The organism is Veillonella parvula, from assembly GCF_001553335.1.
Classification (GTDB): Bacteria; Bacillota; Negativicutes; order Veillonellales; family Veillonellaceae; genus Veillonella; species Veillonella parvula_S.
This window is the reverse complement of record NZ_KQ960812.1, coordinates 24282-46156: the sequence shown is the minus strand read 5'-3', so window position 1 is coordinate 46156 and position 21875 is coordinate 24282. Positions and strand designations below refer to the sequence as shown.

16 protein-coding genes are annotated in these 21875 nt (G+C 40.7%); 14 read left to right on the top strand and 2 right to left on the bottom strand.

Translation table 11 applies throughout. The features are described 5' to 3' along the window. From HMPREF1865_RS09240 to HMPREF1865_RS09185, 12 genes are all read left to right on the top strand, one after another. Positions 1-1121: putative porin (locus tag HMPREF1865_RS09240; protein ID WP_060919904.1), on the top strand; the 1121-nt coding region annotated here is incomplete at its 5' end. A 298-nt stretch (positions 1122-1419) separates the two neighbouring features. Further along, positions 1420-2232, top strand: a complete 813-nt coding sequence (locus tag HMPREF1865_RS09235; protein ID WP_060919903.1) for a Cof-type HAD-IIB family hydrolase — start codon at positions 1420-1422, stop codon at positions 2230-2232. A 12-nt stretch (positions 2233-2244) separates the two neighbouring features. After that, positions 2245-3159, top strand: a complete 915-nt coding sequence (gene rapZ, locus HMPREF1865_RS09230) for an RNase adapter RapZ (RefSeq protein WP_060919902.1) — start codon at positions 2245-2247, stop codon at positions 3157-3159. A 12-nt stretch (positions 3160-3171) separates the two neighbouring features. Continuing rightward, positions 3172-4521 (top strand): gluconeogenesis factor YvcK family protein, encoded by a 1350-nt coding sequence (locus HMPREF1865_RS09225; protein WP_060919901.1) that lies wholly within the window; start codon positions 3172-3174, stop codon positions 4519-4521. A 15-nt stretch (positions 4522-4536) separates the two neighbouring features. After that, positions 4537-5484, top strand: a complete 948-nt coding sequence (whiA, locus tag HMPREF1865_RS09220; protein ID WP_060919900.1) for a DNA-binding protein WhiA — start codon at positions 4537-4539, stop codon at positions 5482-5484. A 12-nt stretch (positions 5485-5496) separates the two neighbouring features. Continuing rightward, positions 5497-8544 (top strand): hypothetical protein, encoded by a 3048-nt coding sequence (locus tag HMPREF1865_RS09215; protein WP_060919899.1) that lies wholly within the window; start codon positions 5497-5499, stop codon positions 8542-8544. Positions 8545-8896: 352 nt separating this feature from the next. Further along, positions 8897-9847 carry an aspartate carbamoyltransferase catalytic subunit gene (locus HMPREF1865_RS09210; RefSeq protein ID WP_058948519.1) on the top strand — a complete coding sequence of 317 codons (951 nt, stop codon included), beginning with the start codon at positions 8897-8899 and terminating at the stop codon, positions 9845-9847. After that, a complete protein-coding gene (locus tag HMPREF1865_RS09205) occupies positions 9831-11117 on the top strand; it encodes a dihydroorotase (protein WP_060919898.1) in 1287 nt (428 codons plus the stop codon). The genes HMPREF1865_RS09210 and HMPREF1865_RS09205 overlap by 17 nt, the downstream gene beginning before the upstream one ends. Next, positions 11117-12184, top strand: coding sequence for a glutamine-hydrolyzing carbamoyl-phosphate synthase small subunit (gene carA, locus HMPREF1865_RS09200; RefSeq protein WP_008715755.1), 1068 nt, complete (start codon positions 11117-11119; stop codon positions 12182-12184). The genes HMPREF1865_RS09205 and carA overlap by 1 nt, the downstream gene beginning before the upstream one ends. A 1-nt stretch (position 12185) precedes the next feature. Beyond that, positions 12186-15386, top strand: coding sequence for a carbamoyl-phosphate synthase large subunit (carB, locus tag HMPREF1865_RS09195; protein WP_060919897.1), 3201 nt, complete (start codon positions 12186-12188; stop codon positions 15384-15386). Positions 15387-15391: 5 nt separating this feature from the next. Beyond that, positions 15392-16159: a dihydroorotate dehydrogenase electron transfer subunit gene (locus HMPREF1865_RS09190; RefSeq protein ID WP_004698480.1), complete on the top strand. Its 768-nt coding sequence runs from the start codon at positions 15392-15394 to the stop codon at positions 16157-16159. Further along, positions 16159-17109, top strand: a complete 951-nt coding sequence (locus HMPREF1865_RS09185) for a dihydroorotate dehydrogenase (protein ID WP_004698485.1) — start codon at positions 16159-16161, stop codon at positions 17107-17109. Before HMPREF1865_RS09190 ends, HMPREF1865_RS09185 begins: the two co-directional genes overlap by 1 nt. 188 nt (positions 17110-17297) lie before the next feature. Here HMPREF1865_RS09185 and HMPREF1865_RS09180 read toward each other — a convergent pair whose 3' ends face one another. Continuing rightward, positions 17298-18188, bottom strand: a complete 891-nt coding sequence (locus HMPREF1865_RS09180; protein ID WP_004695545.1) for a LysR family transcriptional regulator — start codon at positions 18186-18188, stop codon at positions 17298-17300. 195 nt (positions 18189-18383) lie between these two features. Between HMPREF1865_RS09180 and HMPREF1865_RS09175 the strand changes: the two genes are divergently transcribed. Continuing rightward, positions 18384-18569, top strand: coding sequence for a hypothetical protein (locus tag HMPREF1865_RS09175; RefSeq protein ID WP_004698441.1), 186 nt, complete (start codon positions 18384-18386; stop codon positions 18567-18569). Between the two features lie 23 nt (positions 18570-18592). Here the strand turns inward: HMPREF1865_RS09175 and HMPREF1865_RS09170 are convergent, their stop codons facing one another. Next, the gene (locus HMPREF1865_RS09170; protein ID WP_004698470.1) at positions 18593-19246 is read right to left on the bottom strand and encodes a YigZ family protein; all 654 of its coding nucleotides are present in this window, start codon (positions 19244-19246) and stop codon (positions 18593-18595) included. Positions 19247-19653: 407 nt separating this feature from the next. On the opposite strand from HMPREF1865_RS09170, the gene HMPREF1865_RS09165 reads away from it, so the two are divergent. Further along, entirely contained in the window at positions 19654-21828 is a 2175-nt protein-coding gene (locus HMPREF1865_RS09165; protein ID WP_060919896.1) for a heavy metal translocating P-type ATPase, read from the top strand. Positions 21829-21875 lie beyond the last annotated feature (47 nt).

Below are 21875 nucleotides of genomic sequence, written 5' to 3'. Positions count from 1 at the left end.
TAACTCCAGATTCTTGGGCATACCAAGCAGTTTCTCAATTGGCAAATGCTGGTATCGTTAACGGTTACCCAGATGGCACTTTCAAGGGCCAAAACAACATCACTCGTTATGAAATGGCTCAAATGGTAGCTAAAGCTATGGCTAACCAAGATCGCGCTAACGCTGAACAACAAGCTATGATTAACCGTTTGGCGGATGAATTCTCCAACGAATTAAACAACTTGGGCGTTCGTGTAGCTCGCTTGGAAGACCGCGTAGGTAATGTTAAGGTAACAGGCGATATGCGTTTACGTTACCAAGACGCTGAATATGAAAAATCTAGATTCGATGCTCGTGCTCGTGTACAATTCAATGCAAGAGTAAACGATCGCACTGACGCTGTAGTTCGTTTGACATCTGGTAACTTTGAATTGGGTGACTCCAGAACTGAAGGTAAAGCAAATGCTACAATCGATCGCGCATATGTTAACCATAAATTCGGTGAACGCGTATCCTTGAAAGCTGGCCGTTTTGGTCAAGTTGTTGGTGGTGGCTTAGCATTTGATGGTACTTTCGATGGTGCTCAATTCAATGCTGGTAATAACAAAGTTAATGCACAAGTAGCTTATGGTTACATGGTATCTGGCGATGCAGCTGGCTTGACTAAAGAGGAAAATGTTACTGATCTTATCGTAAATGTTAATGGTAAAGTTGGTAAACATGCTATGGTTGGTGGTTTCTATGACCGTATTAACCAAGATGACGATGTTAGAAACGTATATGGTTTCAATGCTGATGCTAACTTCGATAAAATTTGGGTTGGTGGCGAATGGTTGAAAGCTTCTAGCCTTGAAGAATCTCAAGCTTGGACAGCAGGCGTAGGTTATGGTAACTACGACATCAAAAAACAAGGTACTTGGGGTGTAAAAGGTCAATACTTCAACGCAAAAGAAAATGCTCCTATCATTGATACTACTTACAACCACATCTACACTACAGATGCTAAAGGTTGGATGGCTACTGTTGACTATGCATTGCAAAACAATGTAGGCTTAACAGCTAACTACGGTTTTGATTGGAAAGATCAAAACGGTAATGATAAAGCTGACTTCTACCGTGCAGACCTTAACTACAAATTCTAATTTGATAGATAATCATAAAAAGACTCCTTCGGGAGTCTTTTTTTGGCGTAATATGAAATAGCATGTGTAATTTCTATAAGACCTTTTATTATAGTTTTTAATAAATAGTATGCAGGCAATAGTATATACTCAATTAATATGGAATAAGCCATTGATAATAGAGTATTTTAAATTTGATGAAAGTTTTATGAGTATACTTTCTTGTCATTATTAGAGTTATTACCGCTTATTTCTATCTATAGTGCCACTATTAATGGTATAATAAAGAGTATTTAAAATTTCTATAAAGGCGACGAACATGAATTCTTCTTTTTCTCATATCAAAATGGTTGCCATCGATTGTGATGAAACTTTGGTGCGTAGCGATAATTCTATATCTGATTATACAGTAGATGTATTACATCGGTTGCAGCAAAAGGGTGTTGCTATTACGATTGCTACGGGGCGTATGTACCAAACGGCTAAGCCCATTGGTCAGGCGTTAAAGCTTGGTAATGTGCCGCTGATTTTATTTTCTGGTGGCCTCATTCAAGAATTAGAAACAGGATATAAGCTATTTGAACAGACTGTTCCTATGGTAGCCGTACGTCGTATCTATGAATTAGCAAAACAATATGATTGGCATATACAATCTTATGTGGATGATCATTTATTATGCCATCATAAGACGTGGCAGTCCGCTCTCTATGAAAAACAGACTGGTGCTACGGCAGAATTTTTAGGGGATACGTTATATAGTTTAAACTCTGAACCAAATAAGCTAATTGCCATAGATACAGTAGAAGGCATTGACCGAATTATTGAAATTTTAACTCCTAGGGTCGGTGATTTAGTGACTCTAGTTCGTAGCCAAAAAGACTTTTTAGAAATCATTGCCCCTAATGTGTCAAAGGGGCGTGCCTTGACACAATTAGCTTTAGATAATCATATTAGTTTAGAACATATTATTTCTTTTGGTAATGCAGAAAATGATATTTCTATGCTACGTAAAACAGGTTACTCTGTAGCTGTTGATAATGCTACAGATCATGTTAAATCTGTGGCTCATACAATTTGTGGCCATCATAATGACGATGGAGTAGCCCATTGGATTGAAGGTAATCTTTTATAATGGAGTAAAACTATGGAAGCATTTCGTTTGTTAATAGTTACAGGTATGTCAGGTGCCGGCAAAACTCAAGTATTGCAAGCTTTAGAAGATATGGGGTATTTATGTATTGATAATATTCCCCCTGTGCTGATCCCTAAATTAAGTGAAATTTGCCGACAAGGTGGAGAACGGACTAATCGCGTTGCTCTTGTTGTAGATATTCGGGGTGGCGAATTTTTTGAAGCTCTTTCTTCATCTTTAGATACATTAAAAGATATGAAGGTAGATTTTGAAATTGTATTTATGGATGCTACAGATGAGACTTTGATTCGTCGATATAAGGAAAGCCGACGAAGTCATCCATTGGCTCCTAATGGGCTGATTACAACAGGGCTAAAGAAGGAACGCCAAATTCTTAACTCTGTGCGCCATAAAGCAGATTTTATTATTGATACCACTAATATGAAAACAGCCAGCTTGAAAGAGTATTTAAAAACGCGCTTTGCTCAAGTTGATGAAGCTCATGGTATGGCTATTACTGTAGTGAGCTTTGGTTTTAAATATGGTATTCCTCTCGATGCAGATATGGTATGGGATGTTCGTTTTCTACCGAATCCATTTTATATTCCCGAGTTTCGTCATAAAACAGGTCGTGTAAAAGCAGTGAATGAATATATCCATTCCTTTGAAGTAACGGATGAATTTAAAAAACGTTACTTTGATACTATGGATTTTCTTGTGCCAAATTATGAACAAGAAGGGAAATCTCAATTTATTGTGGCAGTAGGCTGTACAGGTGGTATGCATAGATCTGTAGCTATGGCAGAGGCTTTATATTCCCACTTGTTAGAAAAAGGATATCGTGTCACTGTTGAACATAGAGATATGATGAAAAATAATGTAGAAGAAGATTATAATCCTCATGAAATTATAACACTTGATAACTAGATAGGGGGGATTATGTTGCGAAAAGGATGGTTCCGGTGGCTAATTCCGGGTCTAAATATAAAACGTTGGCTTGCCCTATTTAGTTGTGGTGTAGGTCTTTTAATTATTGGCATTTCCTTGATGTTTAACTATCAATGGCTTGCGGTTCTCGAAGATATTGTACTTGCCTTTTCTTATAATATGACGGGCTTTTACAATTATAATGTACTCATTGCTGTAGGGGCTGTAGTATTATCGATGGGCGCTGTGTTAATGCTCATCGGTACGAGTAAGGTTATAAAAACGATTATTCGAGCTGTGTTACCTAACCCTGACAGCAAGGTATCAGATATTATTTTTCAAAACATCCGACTTGATAAGGGTCCGAAAATTGTAGTAATCGGTGGTGGCACGGGTTTATCAAATTTATTGCGTGGTTTGAAATCACATACATCAAACCTATCTGCGATTGTAACCGTTGCTGATGATGGAGGTTCTTCTGGTCGCTTGCGAGAAGACTTTCAAATGATAGCACCTGGCGATTTGCGAAATTGTTTAGTATCACTAGCTGAACAAGAAGGGGTAATGGAGAACTTATTCCGTTACCGCTTCGAAGGCGAAAATGAGCTTTCTGGGCATAGCTTTGGTAATCTCTTTATTACTGCGCTAGCTCAAGTTTACGATGGCGATATTGAAGAAGCTCTTGAAGCGGCTAGTAAATTGTTGCGTGTCCGTGGTCGTGTAATTCCTTCCTCTACAGAGTTCATTAAATTGCGTGCAGAGATGACAGATGGCACTATTGTAGAAGGTGAAAGTAATATACCACACTCGGGCAAACGAATTCGTCATATCTATAGTGATCCAGCATTGCCTAAGCCAGAGGGGGCTGCATTACGTGCCATTGATGAAGCGGATGTGATTATTTTAGGTCCTGGTAGTTTATATACAAGCATTATCCCAAATTTACTAACTGATAAGTTGGCCTCTCATGTACGTGCCAGTAAGGCTAATAAAATTTATATTGCTAATGTTATGACACAACCGGGTGAAACCACAGGCTACACATTAAATGACCATGTAGAGGCTTTAATTGCTCATGGCGGAGAAGGAATTATAGATACTGTTCTTGCCAATGATGGTCCGTTGCCAATTCAAATGGTTGAACAATATAGTGCTGTAGGATCTGAACCATTGGTATTAGATACTAAAAAGTTACAAGCTAAAGGAATCCGCACTATACGAGCTACCTTAATTAACCCTCAAAAACCAGCTGTTCATGATCCTGAACGGTTAGGTAAAGTTATTATGGATATTATTCATGCTATGCAATCTAATACTGAACCGCATATCTTAGAGTATTATCTTCAACGAGATGATCATTAATGAGAAGGGATGCCCATGTCATTTGCAGAAGATGTAAAAAATGAATTATGCCAATATGAAGCCTCTAGTGATGCGGATGTGGCCATGAAAATTGAAGCGTCTTGCTTATTGCGTATGGGCGGATCTATCATTTTGGGGATGAAAGGTGCCGTCGGCATTCGTTTGGCTACGGCTAATAATGCAGTAGCTCGTCGTTTGCTTGGTATTTTGAAAAAGCAATACGAATTACCTACAAATGTTTTAGTACGACAAGGTTTAAACTTGCGTAAAAAAAATATGTATACGCTATCTGTAGAACCCTCTGTAGAGGGTAGACAGGCTCTAGAGGATCTTGCTTTATGGCCTGTGAGCGAACAAATTCCTCGTAGTTGGCTCAAATCAATGGAAGCGCGACGGGCCTTTTTAAGGGGAGCTTTTTTAGGGGGAGGCTCTGTCAATAAACCACAAAGTGATTATCATCTTGAGTTTATGACGGGAAACGAGACCTTTGCGAGGGAAATTATCCATGTATTACGGCTCTTTCACATTCATGCGGGCTTAACGGAGCGGAAGGAAGAGTATGTAGTATATCTTAAAGAAGGGGACGCAGTAACAAACTGTTTGCAAATCATGGGAGCTCAATCGGCTCTTATGGAATTTGAAAACGTGCGGATTATGAAAACTGTACGAAATCAAATTAATCGACAAGTCAACTGTGAGACTGCAAATTTACAGAAGGTTGTGGATGCAGCAGTTCGTCAGGTAAAAGCAATCCGGATTATTGATAGAGAAATCGGCATTGAAGAATTACCAGAAAAGTTGCGCGTCGTTGCAAGACTTCGGTGGGAGAATCCTGAAGCGAGTTTAAAAGAACTTGAAGAGTTGATGGAGGGGAAACTATCTAAATCTGGAATTGGCCATCGACTAAAGAAGATTGAAGCATTAGCACTTACGTATGACCCGTTGGGGCTCGAAGAAGTATAGAGGTAATAATATATGTTTTCCTATAAATCAAGATATTGTGTAGCTGCGGCTATGGCCGCCATGGCTGCCCTTACAGGCCATGTAGAAGCTCGTGATATAGATTTACAATCAATTGGATATTTTCAGTTTTCTCCGTTGCCACCATCGTTGGTGTCTCAAACGGATACATTGCTCCTATCGGATAGTCCTGAATATGTAGGACCTGTAGGAGGTACGTTAAGTGCAGGTACAATTAATGGCAATGGTCGTATCTATTTCTATCATGTAAATGAAATGGATTTACCTCACAAGATTGCTATCGTCTTAGAAAACCAAACGGCTTATCCAACTTCAGTACATGTCATGAGACAATTAAAATCTGTAGCTACACCTGACTATTTTGCAGCAGGTCGTAATTTGTCGCGAAAGGATTTGGAGCAACCTCTTAATGAAAGCCCAGATGCAAGACCGTTATACTCTCTTAGCATCCCACCACAAGGGCGTCAATTAATCTTTAGTGACTTAGAAAATACACCGGTAAATCGAGATGCATTATTTACGGGTATTGTAGATATTAAAACAGAAGGGCCTATATTTGCGCGTGTCATGATGTTGCCTATGGGGATGGACCCTGTAGATGCGTCACATTGGGTGAAAAACCTTCCTATTGATGAAATACAATTACGCGGTACTTATACTGGTGCTAAACGTAATATGGAGGTTACTACACCATTCGACACCGCTTTAGGTGGTGCCTTTGTAGAAATTGGTAATGATCGAGAGGATACGTTTATCAATGGTGTAGACGAAATGCAAAATAAAGCATTTGTTCGTGACCGTGGTAACTATGGCGTATCGTATACGTTAAAAATTCCAACAAAGGGGAATGAACCGTTTAGACTGTATTTTAACCCTCTTGGGGGACCTTATTCTGGTTCCTTTATGGTAAAAGCATTGCATCAACAAGGTGCTAGACGGGGACAGACCGATACACGAACTTATCACATTGGTGGTGAAGATGGTATTTCCGCATTAGGGGAAGGTACTATATTAGATAGTCGTCTATTAGGGAATTATAATGCGGGCGATTTATTAACATTAAACTTTATGCCAGCCGGTGCATCGAATTTGCCAATTCGTTTCTTGTTAATTCCTGAATCTCTTGCAAATCCACAAAAACATCAAACTATTGCTGTTAATGTGCCGAAAGATGTTAAAGATATTTTAGGGCATCCAACTCAAGGGGGCACACAAATACCTGTAGGCCCTGTAGGTGGTAAAGATGGAGATAAAGGAGCAGTAGATACTAAAAAATCTACTATTGAAAGTCCAGCTAAGCGGGCAGAAACAATTGCTCATGAAGAAACTAAAAAGTTGAGCGATAAAGCTGTAGCAGATGTAAAAAAAGAAGCACAACTTAAAAAGGCAAAAGATGAGAGAGAAGCATTAGCTCGTAAAAAAGCTGAAGAGGCTCGACTAGCTGCAGAAAAAGCCGAAATGTTGCGAAAGGCTGCAGAAGCCAAGCATGCTGAAATTGAGCGTAAGATGGCTGAAAAAGCCGAAGCAGAGCGTAAAGCAGAGGAAGCTCGCAAGGCGGAAGCGGCTCGTAAAGCTGAAATGGCACGTATCGAGGCAGCGAGAAAAGCGGAAGCAGATCGGCTAGAGGCGGCTCGTAAAGCAGAAGAAGCTCGACTAGCAGCGGAAGCAAAACGTCTTGAAGAAGAACGTAGAATTGAAGCTGCTCGTATTGAGGCCGCACGCAAAGCGGAGGAAGAAAGAAAAGCGGCCGAAGCTAAGGCACGCTTTGAAGCGCAAAGAGCAGCAGAAAAAGCTGCTTTAGAGGCCAAAAAGGCCGAAGAGGAACGCTTGGCTGCTGAGGCTAGAGCTCGTTTAGAAGCACAACGTAAAGCCGAGCAGGAAGCATTGGAAGCAAAACGTGCCGAAGAAGCTCGTAAAGCAGCAGAAGCGAAAGCTGCTTTAGAAGCACAACGTGCTGCTGAGCAAGCCGCTCTTGAAGCGAAGCGTCAAGAAGATGCTCGTAGAGCGGCAGAGGCTAAGGCTGCTTTGGAAGCACAACAAATGGAAGCAGCAAGAAAAGCAGAAGAGGCTCGTCGTGCGGAGGAAGCGCGTAGAGCAGAAGAAGCTCGAATTGAAGCGGAACGTAAAGCTGAGGCCGCTCGCGTAGCAGCAGAAGCAAAACGAGCAGAGGAAGCACGCAAAGCTGAAGCTGCGAGAATTGAAGCGGCGCGTAAAGCTGAACAAGCTCGTTTAGAAGCAGAAGCACGTAGAGCAGAAGAAGCTCGTAAAGCAGAAGCAGCTAGACTAGAGGCACAACGTAGAGCTGAACAGGAACGACTCGAAGCAGCGCGCCGTGCTGAAGAAGCTCGTATTGCTGCAGAGGCTAAACGTGCCGAAGAAGTGCGTAGAGCCGAAGAAGCTCGTCGCATAGAAGAAGCAAGACGTGCCGAAGAGGCTCGTAAAGCAGAGGCGGCTCGCATAGCGGCGGAAGCTCGTAAGGCAGAGCAAGAGCGACTTGCTGCAGAACGAGCTGAAGCAGAACGTCAAGCAGCCGAGGCACGACGTCTTGCTGAGGAACGATATAAAGCACAACTAGAGGCAGAACGTAAAGCTGAAGCTGCCCGTCAACAAGCATTGGCTCAAGCTGAAATAGAGCGTAAAGCAAAAGAGCGTGCTGAAGCGATTCAACGTGTTCGAGATCAACAAGAAAGCGCTCGTCGTCGTGCAGAACTTGCCCGTCAACAACTTGAAGCCGAACGTAAGGCTGCTCAAGCATCTAAGAGGACTCCTTCCTTCAGTGAACTTGATGATGTTCATGGGGATACATCAAATGTAACTATTCCAAATGCTGTATCCATTGATGAGTTAACAAAACCTAGACCGACGGCATCCCAAAATACACGTCGTCGTGAGCAACGTCAGCCTCAATTGTTGCCAAATCAGCAAAATGTGCAGATAAATCCTGTAGCGAATGAGTCGCAACAAGATCAAATGCCGTATACTACACAAAATGAACAGCAAAATGATGAAGAAAATCCACCAAGACTATATCCACTAGGTTAAGGTTCTTAATTTCTAAAAAAGAAATGTTAGATTAAAGTTTAAGATATGGTAGTGGCTTAATAGCTGTTTAAATATAGAGAGGATAAGCAATTGTATATGGTTGTCCTCTTTTTAAAATCCATATGAATTTTGTGTTTTACATTGACTTTCAAAGGTGGATTCAGTACAATAAATAAAGAAAATGCATATATGGTACGAGAGACCATTGCATAATACAATACCTTTTAATTTAGTCCAGAGAGGCTGAGAAAGGAATATAGTTGAAGTGCCCATAGGGGCTTCTTTGTGCAAACTATTTGACCTTTTGCCCTGGGCAAAAGGTCTTTTTTGTTACGTGAGTTAGGAGGAAATCATGGGACAAGTTAGCCTAAAAGGCAAAGATTTATTGGGTTTGCAAAATGTGTCACCTGAAGAAATCAAATTGATTTTAGATGTGGCAAAGAAAATGAAGAAGATTGTTCTTTCTGATGACAAGAAGGTTCCACTTTTAAAGGGGAAATCCATTATTAACCTTTTTATGGAGCCAAGTACTCGTACCCGTAGTTCCTTTGAGTTAGCCGGCAAATACTTAGGGGCTGACGTGATCAATCTTTCTCCTAGTGGATCTTCCATGGGTAAAGGTGAAAGCTTCCGCGATACATTGTTAACTATGTCCTACATGGGCACAGATGCTATCGTAATGCGACACAGCGCAGAAGGTGCACCTTTATATGCTACGAAAGCCGTAGATCCTATTATCATTAACGCAGGCGATGGCGCTCATGAGCATCCAACACAAGCATTACTAGATATGTATTCTATCTTAGAAAAAAAGGAATCTATTGAAGGTCTAAAGGTGGTTATCCTTGGCGATATAATGCATAGTCGCGTAGCACGCTCCAACATTTATGGACTTACAAAAATGGGGGCTGATGTACATCTAGCTGGTCCTCGTACAATGGTATATCCAGAATTTGAAAAATTAGGTGTTACCGTACACCATGATATTCGTGAAGCAGTGGCTGATGCAGATGTAGTTAACGTACTTCGCATTCAATTAGAACGCATTCATTCTGCATTGTATCCTACAAATAGAGAATATGCTCGTATCTTTGGTATTAACAATGATGTATTAAAATTAGCTAAAGATGATGTAATGGTAATGCATCCAGGTCCTATGAACCGCGGCCTTGAAATTGCACCAGATGTAGCATATTCTGATCAATCCGTAATTCAAGAACAGGTACGTAATGGCGTAGCTGTACGTATGGCTGTATTGTACTTAACTATTATCGGAGGTGACGGTAGTGAGCTTGCTTATTAAAAATGGTACGGTAGTTAATCCGGCAAAAAAACAAAACGAAGTAGCAGATGTTCTCGTAAAAGATGGTAAAATTGTGGACATCGGTCAAAACTTGAGTGCTGAAGGTGCTGAAGTTTATGATGCAACAGGGCTTATCGTAGCACCTGGCCTTATCGATATTCACACACATTTGCGTGAACCAGGCCAAGAAGCTAAAGAAGATTTCCACTCTGGTACACAAGCGGCTGCTGCAGGTGGTTTCACACGTGTTGTCACTATGGCTAATACTAACCCAGTTGTAGATAATGCTGCACTTGTAAGAGGTTTACAAAAACAGGCTGAACTCACTGGCGTTGTGAAAGTAGAATTTATTGGTGCTGTATCCAAAGGTCTTGAAGGTAAGGAACTTGCTGAAATGGGCGATATGGCAGAAGCTGGTGTAGTCGCTTTCTCCGATGATGGTCACTATGTAGAAAATGCTGCATTTATGCGTCGTGCCTTAGAATACTCCTCCATGTTTAATAAGATGGTTATCGACCATGCAGAAGATATTACATTGACTAAAAATGGCCATATGCATGAAGGTATTGTTTCTTATGAATTAGGTGTTATTGGTCGTCCTGCAGTAGCTGAAGATTTGGCTGTTGCTCGTGATATCTTGTTATCTGAAATGACAGGTGGTCATATCCATATCGCCCACGTAAGTAGTAAAAATACTGTAGATATGGTGCGCCGTGCGAAGGCTAAAGGCCTTAATGTAACATGTGAAGTTACAAGCCAACATTTATCTTTCACAGATGAATACCTACGCGAATATAACCCAGCATTCAAAATGGCTCCTCCAATTCGCTCTGAAGATCATCGCCAAGCATTATTAGAAGGCTTGAAAGATGGTACAATCGATGCGATTATTACAGACCATGCACCACATGCATATGAAGAAAAAGACCATGAATTCTGCTGTGCACCAAATGGTTTCAGTGGCCTCGAAACATCTTTGGCGGCGGTTATTACCAATGCATATGGTCCTGATAAACTAAGCATCGATCAAGTTGTGTACTATATGAGTACTCGACCAGCTGAGTTGATGCATCTTGATGCAGGTGTTCTTGAAGTTGGCAAGCCAGCAGATATTACCGTATTCTCCACGACTGAAAAATGGACAGTAGATCGAAATAAATTCTATACAAAAGGTAAAGTTAGCCCATTTGATGGTATGACTGTTACAGGTAAAGCTAAACTCACAGTCGTTGATGGCAAAATTGTTATGAAGGAGGGCGTAGTCTTATAATGAAAGGCAAGTTAGTTCTTGAAGATGGTTCCGTGTTTGAAGGTTCCTTATTAGGTGGCGCCCCAACGGTAGGTGAAGTTGTATTTAACACAGGTATGACCGGGTATCAAGAAATCTTGACTGACCCATCCTATGCGGATCAAATTATTACATTAACCTATCCTTTAATTGGTAATTATGGTACTTTAAATTCTATCACTCAAGGTCCTAAGCCATATTGTAAAGGTTTTATTGTAGGTGAACTATGTGACTTTCCATCTAACTGGCAAAATGAGGGGTTATTTAGTGAGTATCTTCGTTTGCACGGCATCCCTTGCCTTTATGATGTAGATACACGTGCGATTACACGTGTTCTTCGTAACCATGGTGTAATGAAGGGCGTACTCGTACGCTCTGATTACCCTATGGAGGATATTCAAAAATTGTTTAAACAAGACTTGCCAACAGATCAAGTTATGCGTGTAACTACAAAATGGCAAGGTATGCGTGGCGATAAAAATGCTGAATTCCACGTAGCGGTAATGGATTATGGTGTAAAGGAAAATATCCTTCGCTCTCTAGAAGCTGCAGGCTGTCGTCTTACTGTATTTCCTGCAGATGCTAAGGCTGAAGATGTGTTGGCAGCAAATCCAGATGGTATTTTTTTATCTAATGGCCCTGGAGACCCTCAAGATCTTGGCTATGCAGTAGAAGAAGTAAAGAAAATGTTTGGTAAGAAACCAATCTTTGGCATCTGTATGGGGCATCAAGTATTGGCACAAGCTTATGGTGGTACCACATTCAAATTGAAATTTGGTCACCGTGGTTCTAACCATCCTGTACAAGATTTACGTACTGGTCGGGTATATATTACATCTCAAAACCATGGTTATGCGGTAGATGATACTTCTTTGCCAGATTTCGTAGAAATTACACATCGTAGTGTAAATGATGGTACCGTAGAAGGTATGCGTCATAAAGAATTGCCAATCTTCTCCGTACAATACCATCCAGAAGCATCCCCAGGACCTACTGATAACCTATATTTATTTGACGAATTTGAAGACTTAATGAGAAAGGGAAAATAATATGACCTCAGAAGCAAAAAAAGTACTTGTAATTGGTTCTGGTCCAATTATTATCGGTCAAGCTGCAGAGTTTGACTATGCTGGCACACAAGCATGCCGTTCCCTTCGAGAAGAGGGTTATAAAGTAGTATTGGTTAACTCTAACCCTGCTACTATTATGACTGATACAGATATTGCAGACCGCGTATATGTAGAACCGATTAGTCTTGAATTCGTAACAGAAGTAATTAAAAAAGAACGCCCTTGGGGCTTGTTGGCTACATTAGGTGGTCAAGTAGGCCTTAATATGGCGGTACAATTGTCTGAAGCTGGCGTATTAGAAGAATATGGTGTAAAACTTCTTGGTACAACTCTTGAAGCCATTAAACAAGCGGAAGACCGTGAGCTTTTCAAAGAAGCGATGAAGGAAATCAACCAACCGGTTCCTGAATCCGATATCTTTAACGATCTTGAAGAAGCAGTAGCCTTTGCTAATCGTATTGGGTATCCTATTATCATCCGTCCTGCATACACATTAGGCGGTACTGGTGGAGGTATTGCCCATAATGAAGATGAAATGTATGAAATCACACGTCGTGGTTTGAAACTTTCACCAATTCACCAAATTCTAGCAGAACGTTCCGTTGCAGGCTGGAAAGAGATTGAATACGAAGTAATGCGCGATAGTGCAGATAACTGCATCATCGTATGTAATATGGAAAATATTGACCCTGTTGGTGTGCATACTGGGGATTCTATCGTTGTGGCACCAAGCCAAACCTTGAACGATATTCAATACCAAATGCTGCGTACCGCATCCGTTGAGATTATCCGTTATTTAAAAATCGAAGGTGGTTGTAACGTACAATACGCTTTGAATCCAAATAGCAACGAATATATTGTTATCGAAGTAAACCCTCGCGTATCTCGTTCCTCTGCATTGGCATCTAAAGCAACAGGTTATCCAATTGCGAAGGTAGCCGCAAAAATTGCAGTAGGCATGACATTGGATCAAATTACAAATGCTGTAACAGGCGAAACAAAAGCATGCTTCGAGCCTACACTCGACTATGTAGTAACGAAGTTCCCACGTTGGCCATTTGAAAAATTCAATTTGGCGGACCGCACATTGGGCACTCAAATGAAGGCTACTGGCGAAGTTATGGCTATCGACCGCTCTTTAGAAGGGTCTTTGTTAAAAGCAATTCGTTCCTTGGAGATCGGTTTAGACCATATTGAGCTTAAGAAAATCGCCCATGAATCCATGGAACAGCTTATCGAACGTTTACACTTAGTAGATGATGAACGTATCTATGTTGTGGCAGAAGCTCTTCGCAAGGGGATTAGTGTAGAAAAAATCCACTATATTACAAAAATTGATACATTCTTTATTGAAAAAATCAAAAACATTGTTAATGTAGAAAAAGCATTGGCTGAACAGGGCTTAACAGAAGATGTATTGCGCAAAGCAAAACGCTATTCCTTCACCGATTCTGTTATTGCTCGCTATGCTAATACAACTGTAGAAGAAGTTCGCGCAAAACGTAAAGAATGGAACATTCTACCAACATATAAATACGTAGATACATGTGCGGCAGAATTTGAATCTAAAACGCCGTACTATTATAGTGCCTATGCGCAAGAAGATGAAGTTAAACCACTAGGTGAAAAATCTGTAGTAGTACTTGGTTCTGGGCCAATTCGCATTGGTCAAGGCGTAGAGTTTGACTATTGTTCCGTACACTCATCTTGGGCACTCCGTAAAGCGGGTTACCAATCCATTATGATTAATAACAACCCAGAAACAGTTTCTACAGACTTTGATATTTCTGATTCTTTATACTTTGAGCCATTGACTGTGGACGATGTTATGGAAATCATTGATAAAGAACAGCCAGTTGGCGTTATCGCTCAATTCGGTGGACAAACAGCGATTAACTTGGCAGGCCCATTGGCTAAGCGCGGTGTAAAAATTCTTGGTACATCCGTGGATAGCATCGATATGGCAGAAGACCGTGAACGCTTTGATGAATTGTTGGCGAAACTTGGCATTCCTCGTCCAGTAGGTGCTCTGGTAACCTCTGATGAAGAAGCACAAGAAGCAGCTAAAAAGTTAAAATACCCATTAATCGTTCGTCCTTCCTATGTATTGGGGGGGCGTGCGATGGAAATCGTATACAATGATAAAGAGCTTGATGTATACATGAAGGAAGCCGTAGTAGCATCTAAGGAGCATCCTGTTCTTATCGACCGTTACATGGTTGGTATGGAGGTAGAGGTTGATGCTATTTCCGACGGTACTGATGTATGTATCCCTGGTATTATGGAACAAATCGAACGTGCCGGTGTTCACTCTGGTGACTCCATGGCCGTTTACCCAGCTCAACACTTGAGTCAAGAATTGATTGATCAAATTGTTGACTATACACGTCGTATTGCAGTAGGTCTTAATGTTAAAGGTGTGCTTAACATTCAATACATCGTGGCTGATGGTGAACTTAATGTAATCGAAGTTAACCCTCGTTCTAGCCGTACCGTGCCATTCATTTCTAAGGTAACAGGTATTAACATGGTGGAATGTGCAACACGCATTGCGCTTGGTGAAAGCTTAATAGATTTGGGCTTGCCACTTGGTCTTGTACCTAATAAACCTTATGTAGCTGTAAAAGCACCTGTATTCTCCTTCTCCAAAATGGGGCTTGTGGAAATCGCCCTTGGACCTGAAATGAAATCTACTGGCGAAGTTATGGGGATTGGTCGTACATATTCTGAAGCTTTATTCAAAGCTATCAATGGTGCAAACATGCGTATTCCAGAGGATGGTACAATTCTCATGACAGTAGCAGACCGTGATAAAGCAGAAGCTTGTGAACTTGCAAAAGGGTTCATCGATCTTGGTTATCATATTGAAGCAACTGGTGGTACAGGTAAATACTTTATTGAACACGGTGTTGATTGTAAGATGGTTAATAAAATCTCTGAAGGGGATGACAACTGTGCTGACCACATTCGTCAAGACAAGGTCGATCTTGTACTTAATACATTGACTGCAGGTAAACGTCCTGAACGCGAAGGCTTCCAATTACGTCGTCTCGCTGTAGAAATGGGTACACCTTGCTTAACAAGTCTTGATACAGCACGGGAAGTATTGCGTGTTGTGGCGAATCGTAAAGATGATGCTAACTACTCTGTAGAAGCGTTACAAGATTTTGAATTGGAGTAATAACCATGAGTGGCTATGTAGAACAGGGCGAAGTCGTTCGCAATGAGCAAATAGGCTCTGATGTGTGGATTATGGATATTCACGCACCAAAACAAGCAGTAGAAGCAAAGGTAGGACAGTTTTGTAATGTTCGCGTAGCGGACTCTACGGCGCCATTATTGCGCCGCCCTATTAGCTATGCTGGATTTGATGCCCGAAAGGGTACGATTACCCTTTTGTATCGCGTCGTAGGTAAGGGGACTGAGATTATGACACATCTCGTACCTGGCGATACATTAGATTGTTTAGGCCCTTTGGGCGAACCGTTTGTAACATCTAATAATATGCTTCTCATTGGCGGTGGCGTTGGTATTGCACCGATGCTATGTATCGCATCTCATTTGAAAGAAGGTGAAGAAGCACAAGTTATTTTGGGCTTTAGAAATGAAAGCGAAACCTTCTGGGCAGATTTATTTAAAGATACACCTGTTCAAGTCCACATCACTACTGATGATGGTAGTGTGGGCACAAAAGGTTTCCCTACGGCTATTATGCCTGACCTAATTAATGCTAATTCCTTTACTTCTGTCATGACTTGTGGTCCTACGCCGATGATGAAAGGCGTAGCTCAAGTGGCTAAAGAACTGAATGTGCCTTGCCAAGTTTCTCTTGAGGAGCGTATGGGCTGTGGTACTGGAGGTTGTTTAGGCTGTGCTTGTGATGGTGCAGAAGGTAAACGCTATAAAGTTTGTAAGGATGGTCCTGTATTCCCCGCTGAGGAGGTGTTCTTTTAATGCATGAACGCGATTTAAATAACACCGTTACGCCAAATCCAAAGCTTGCCATTGATTATTGCGGGATTAAGATGAAAAATCCTATTATCGCCGCATCTGGCACCTTTGGCAATGGCCCTGAGTATGCTGGGTATTTAGATCTTAGCAATGAGATAGGAGCTATCTCCGTAAAAGGTTTAACACCTAAGGGGCGTCACGGAAACCCTGGAACTCGTATTGCAGAAACACCATCTGGCGTATTGAACTGCATTGGCCTTGAAAATCCTGGAGCTGAACATTTTGTTAGAGAAATTCTACCAGAGCTTAAGAAATATGATGTACCATTGCTAGCGAATATGTCTGCGGGCACAATTGATGAGTTTGCTTGGATGGCAGAGACATTATCTGTAGATGGCATTGCAGGGTTAGAAGTCAACGTATCTTGCCCAAATGTAGAATGTGAAGGCATGGCTTTTGGTGTAGATCCAAAGGTTGTTGAATCGGTAACTAAAGCGGTTCGTAAGGTAACGGATAAACCTGTTATCGTTAAGCTTTCACCAAATGTAACAGACATTGTAGAAATCGCAAAGGCTGTTGAAGCAGGCGGTGGTAATGGAGTAAGTCTAATTAATACCTTGTTGGGCATGGCTATAGATATTCACCGTCGCAAGCCTGTATTGGGGAACACTTATGGTGGATTATCCGGCCCAGCCGTAAAACCCGTGGCTCTTCGCATGGTGCACCAAGTTTATAAAGGGGTAACTATTCCTATTATTGGTCTTGGTGGTATCATGACTGGCACAGATGCTATCGAATTTATGATGGCAGGGGCGCAAGCCGTTCAAGTTGGTACAGCTACGATGGTAGATCCAACAGCAATTTCACGTATTGCCCGTGAAATGAGCGAATATGTAGAACAATATAATCTTAACAGCATCACTGATATTGTAGGTGCTGTTCATCAAGTATAACAGAATCATATATACGGCGAGCTTAAACAACCATAAGAATTGTCGTTATATAGGATATGATACAAAAAGACCTAGTACATTTAGTACTAGGTCTTTTCTTATGTATTGAATTGGGGTCTATAATTACATAGATGCCAATTATATAGACTGTTAATGTCATAGTATGGTAATAATATGTATAATTATGATTATACATATGCTTTGTAGAAGTCAATAAATTGCTGTGCTACTGGGGAAAGTGCATGGCCTTTAAGTGTGATAAAAGCTTTTTTGAAATCCCCCGAGAATTCTGGTAATTTGATGCGGGCCATTTTGCGATGATTGATGAGTTCCTTAGCGTCCATTGGGACTAAAGAAACTGTACGTCCAGAAGAGGCCCACTCAATAGCTGAGCTTTTAGTTGTGGTGATAGCTACCGCATTAAGTTGCTCCATATCTGTTAAGCTAGATTGCATAATCATTCGGACAGAGCCACCAGAAAGGGATAGAGGACATTTTTTTATGTCTTCCCACGTGATGGTATCATGCTCACGATCTGTCCAGAATACATCACGGCGGAAAATAGCGTATAAATGCTCTTCTTGGGTAAGCAGAATATCGAATTTATCGATATCTACCATTTGAATATTGGCGATACCTAATTCGGCGCTACCGTTGATGAGTTGGGTCACTACATTTGTCATAAGTCCTTCATAAATTTCAAAATGGACAGATGGATATTTCATGGAAAAAGCTGGTAAATATTGCTGTACGATTGGCGTTGAACGAGATGCAGACGTCGCAATGCGTAAAGTACCTTCAATGCGTGAATTCAATTGTTGTACAGCATTATATGTAGATTCTTCAATAGAGCAAAGTTGTTGTGCTTTTTCATAGAAGATTTTACCAGCATCTGTTAATTGCAAGTTTGATCCTCGTTGGCCGCGTTTAATGTTGATTAATTGAGCCCCAAATTCAGCCTCTAAATATTTCAACTGCTTACTTAACGCTGGTTGTGTAATATGAAGAATCTCTGCGGCCTGTGTCATATTGCCCGTTTGAACAAGGGTAATAAAATTGTGGTAGTAAGATGTATCCATAGAATCTCCCTATTATACACATAATATGATAAATAAAAATTATAACGAACTAAGTAACGGTCATTTCACATTTAATAAAATGCTATATATACTAAATTCAACAAAGTAATAGAAAGTAAATTAAGTTTTAAATTATCTTTCTATACTTATCACAAATTTTGATATATAACAATAGTTAAGAAAGTAGGTACTACTATGGGCGTGGTAAAAAGAACATTAAGTCGAGCAATTCGTAATTGGGAAGCACGTAGATTAATGACGGCTCGTAATAAAATTAGCCGGAAAAAACAATTAGAACGAGTATGGCCTTATCCTATGACTAAGGAAAAACGTCGTGAACTCGGTCAAGGTATAGCCGGTTTAGTTAATAACGGCAATTAAAAGTTTGGAATCTACTAACTAGATTATTTATCTAGTGGTAGTACCACCTCAATAGAATCTAATACATTACAAGTAGCAGCTCCATGACTTATGTCTTGGAGCTCTTTTTGTATGCGCTCTACATCAGTAGGTGGTATTAGGATTGTTATGTCTACATATTCACCAAAGCTTGCTTCATAGTGTAATTTTTCATCCTGTACATATCTTTCTACTGCTCCATACAGTGAATAGTCAATCTTTGCTTGTAGCCGAGTTCGTGTTGTATGTAGTTCTTTAGGCGCAAGACGTAAGGTTTCCGCAACGGAGTGTGAATAGGCCCGAATCAAGCCACCAGCGCCCAATTTAATGCCTCCAAAATAACGTGTTACGACGACGGCTACATTGGTAATACCAGTCTTTTTGAGTACTTCTAGCATTGGTTTACCTGCTGTGCCTGATGGTTCTCCATTATCGGAAGATCGTTGTTGTTCTTGCTGTGGGCCTAATGTATAGGCTGTGCAGTTATGGCGCGCATCCCAGAATTCTTTATTGATGCGGCTTATAAAGGTTTGGGCTTCCTCTTCAGTCTTGCAAGGATATACTGTTGTTATAAACCGTGATTTTTCAACAACATATTCATGGCGAAATTCCTTTGCTACCGAAGTAAATTCCACTGTAGGGCTTACTGATTCAGACATATATTCACCTCCTTTGGAATCAAAGTTTATGTTTATTCATCATCACTTTATTATAATCTATTTATGAAGGCTATGTATAGGTAAAAGCGGTTAATTCCCTTATAAAAAAGAAATAGCCTCTATATTTGGTAGGATATTGACGTAATGAGAATTTATGTTATTATTAAATGTAGATATATGAGTAGTTAGTCATGTAATATGTTCATATATTGAAGTTTTAAAATATATTGAAACATTCTTAGTGAACTTGTTTATGGCTATTTTATTTACAATAGGATATATAGCTTTTTATAGATAGATGTTTAGACATATATTTAAGTACATAAATACAAAATATAGTACGAATTTGTAATAATATAGTAAGTTGTAAGATAAGATATATCTACAGAGTAGAAAGGCCTGTGAATATGAGCGTAAAAAAACAAGAATTTGATATTACAGGTATGCACTGTGCAGCCTGTGTAAAACGTGTTGAAAACGTTGTTTCTAAAGTTGATGGCGTAGAATCTGTTAAGGTTAACCTCTTAACTCGAAAGGGGAGCGTTGAATATAAAGACGGGGCTACTGTAGACTCACAACAGATTATTGATGCCATTACGAATATCGGCTTTGGTGCTGCAGAAGCAGACGAAACAAAGCAAGAAATAGAAAAGGTTAACTTAAAACCTCATATTACACGCCTTATTATTGCCGCTTGTATGGCAGTACCGATGATGATTAATATGACCTTACATCGATTTGGTATTCAGGCATTGCCTGTATGGGTAGAGTTTGTTCTTGCTACTATTGCTCAGTTCGGTCCTGGTCTCATGTTCTATAAGAGCGCCTGGAGTGCAGTGAAAAATGGGGCGCTTACGATGGATGTACTCGTAGTAATGGGCACGACGGTAGCTTATCTATTCAGTATCTATAACTGGCAATTTCACCCTGAATTAGGCCCTCATGGAATATATTTTGAAACCTCTGCGTGGCTCATTACCTTTATCCTTCTTGGTAAACTCTTAGAAGAGATTGCAAAAGGCCGTACCTCCGAAGCACTTCAAAAATTGATTGCCTTACAACCTGCAACGGCTCATGTGTTGCGTGATGGAGAATTTATTGATATCCCTACATCTAAGGTGGTAGCCGGTGATATTTTACAAGTTCGTGCAGGTGAAAAGATCCCCGTTGATGGCACGATTACTGAGGGATATTCCACAGTAGACGAGGCTATGCTGACCGGTGAAAGCTTACCAGTTGAAAAGCAAGTTGGCTCTGAAGTTATTGGTGCTACTATAAATCTAAGTGGTGCTTTTACCATGGAAGCAAAGCGTATCGGTTCCGATACGATGTTATCTCAAATCATCAAGGTTGTCGAAGAGGCACAAACCTCTAAGGCTAGTATTCAACGCATTGCAGATATCGTGGCTCAATATTTCGTACCGACTGTTATTGGACTTGCTGTTTTGACAGGTCTCGTATGGTACTTCATTATGGGAGATTCTATTAACGTTGCTCTCATTAACGCAACAGCGGTACTTGTTATCGCATGTCCTTGTGCGCTTGGCCTTGCTACTCCAACATCTATCATGGTTGGGTCTGGACTTGGTGCGGAACACGGCGTGCTCATCAAGAGTGCAGAATATCTTGAAAAGGCGGGTAAGCTCGATGCCATTGTTATGGATAAAACCGGTACCCTTACACAGGGTGTATTGGATGTGACGGCTTTTAAAAATTACAATGGTGATGAAAGTACGAATATGTCTATTATGATGGCTCTTGAAAGTGGCACATCTCATCCGATTGCAAAGGCTATGGTTTACTACGGTGAAGATCAGGGCTACAAAGGTAAAGCTGTTGAACTTGAAAGTTTCGCTGATGTACCAGGTAAAGGGTTACAAGGTGCCTACCAAGGCGTATCCGTACAACTTGGGCACAGTCGTTGGATGAACGAACTAGGTTATGATTTAACTGCGGTTCAAGAAGATATTTTACAATTTGAAGAACAAGGTGCTTCTGTATCTGTTCTAGCTGTAGATGGAGTTGTTAGTGCTTTGTGGGCTGTAGAAGATGAATTACGTCCAGAAACTATTGAGGTTGTAAAAGAGTTACATGCTCAAGGTATTGATGTATGGATGCTTACTGGTGATAATCGTCGAACTGCTCAATATATTGCTAAACAAGCGGGTATCTCTCATGTTATAGCTGAAGTATTGCCTCAAGACAAGGCTAGCAAGGTAAAAGAATTGCAAGATAAAGGTCTTGTAGTGGGGATGGTTGGTGACGGTATCAATGATGCTCCGGCGCTTGTTACGGCAGATATTGGTTTTGCCATCGGTAGTGGTACAGATATTGCGGTAGAAGCAGCCGATATCGTCCTCGTACGTAATGATTTGCATACACTGGTACAAGCTGTACGCCTCAGCCGTAAGACAATGACCAACATTAAACAAAACCTATTCTGGGCATTGATCTTTAACTGTATTGGCATTCCTTTGGCCGCTATCGGTGCGTTAAATCCTATGATTGCTGGTACAGCGATGGCATTTAGCTCTGTTACAGTCGTAAGTAATTCACTTCGTTTGAAACGAGCTAAAATTTAAGATTATACATATAATTGAATACTATAAAGCACCTATACAGAGGTATA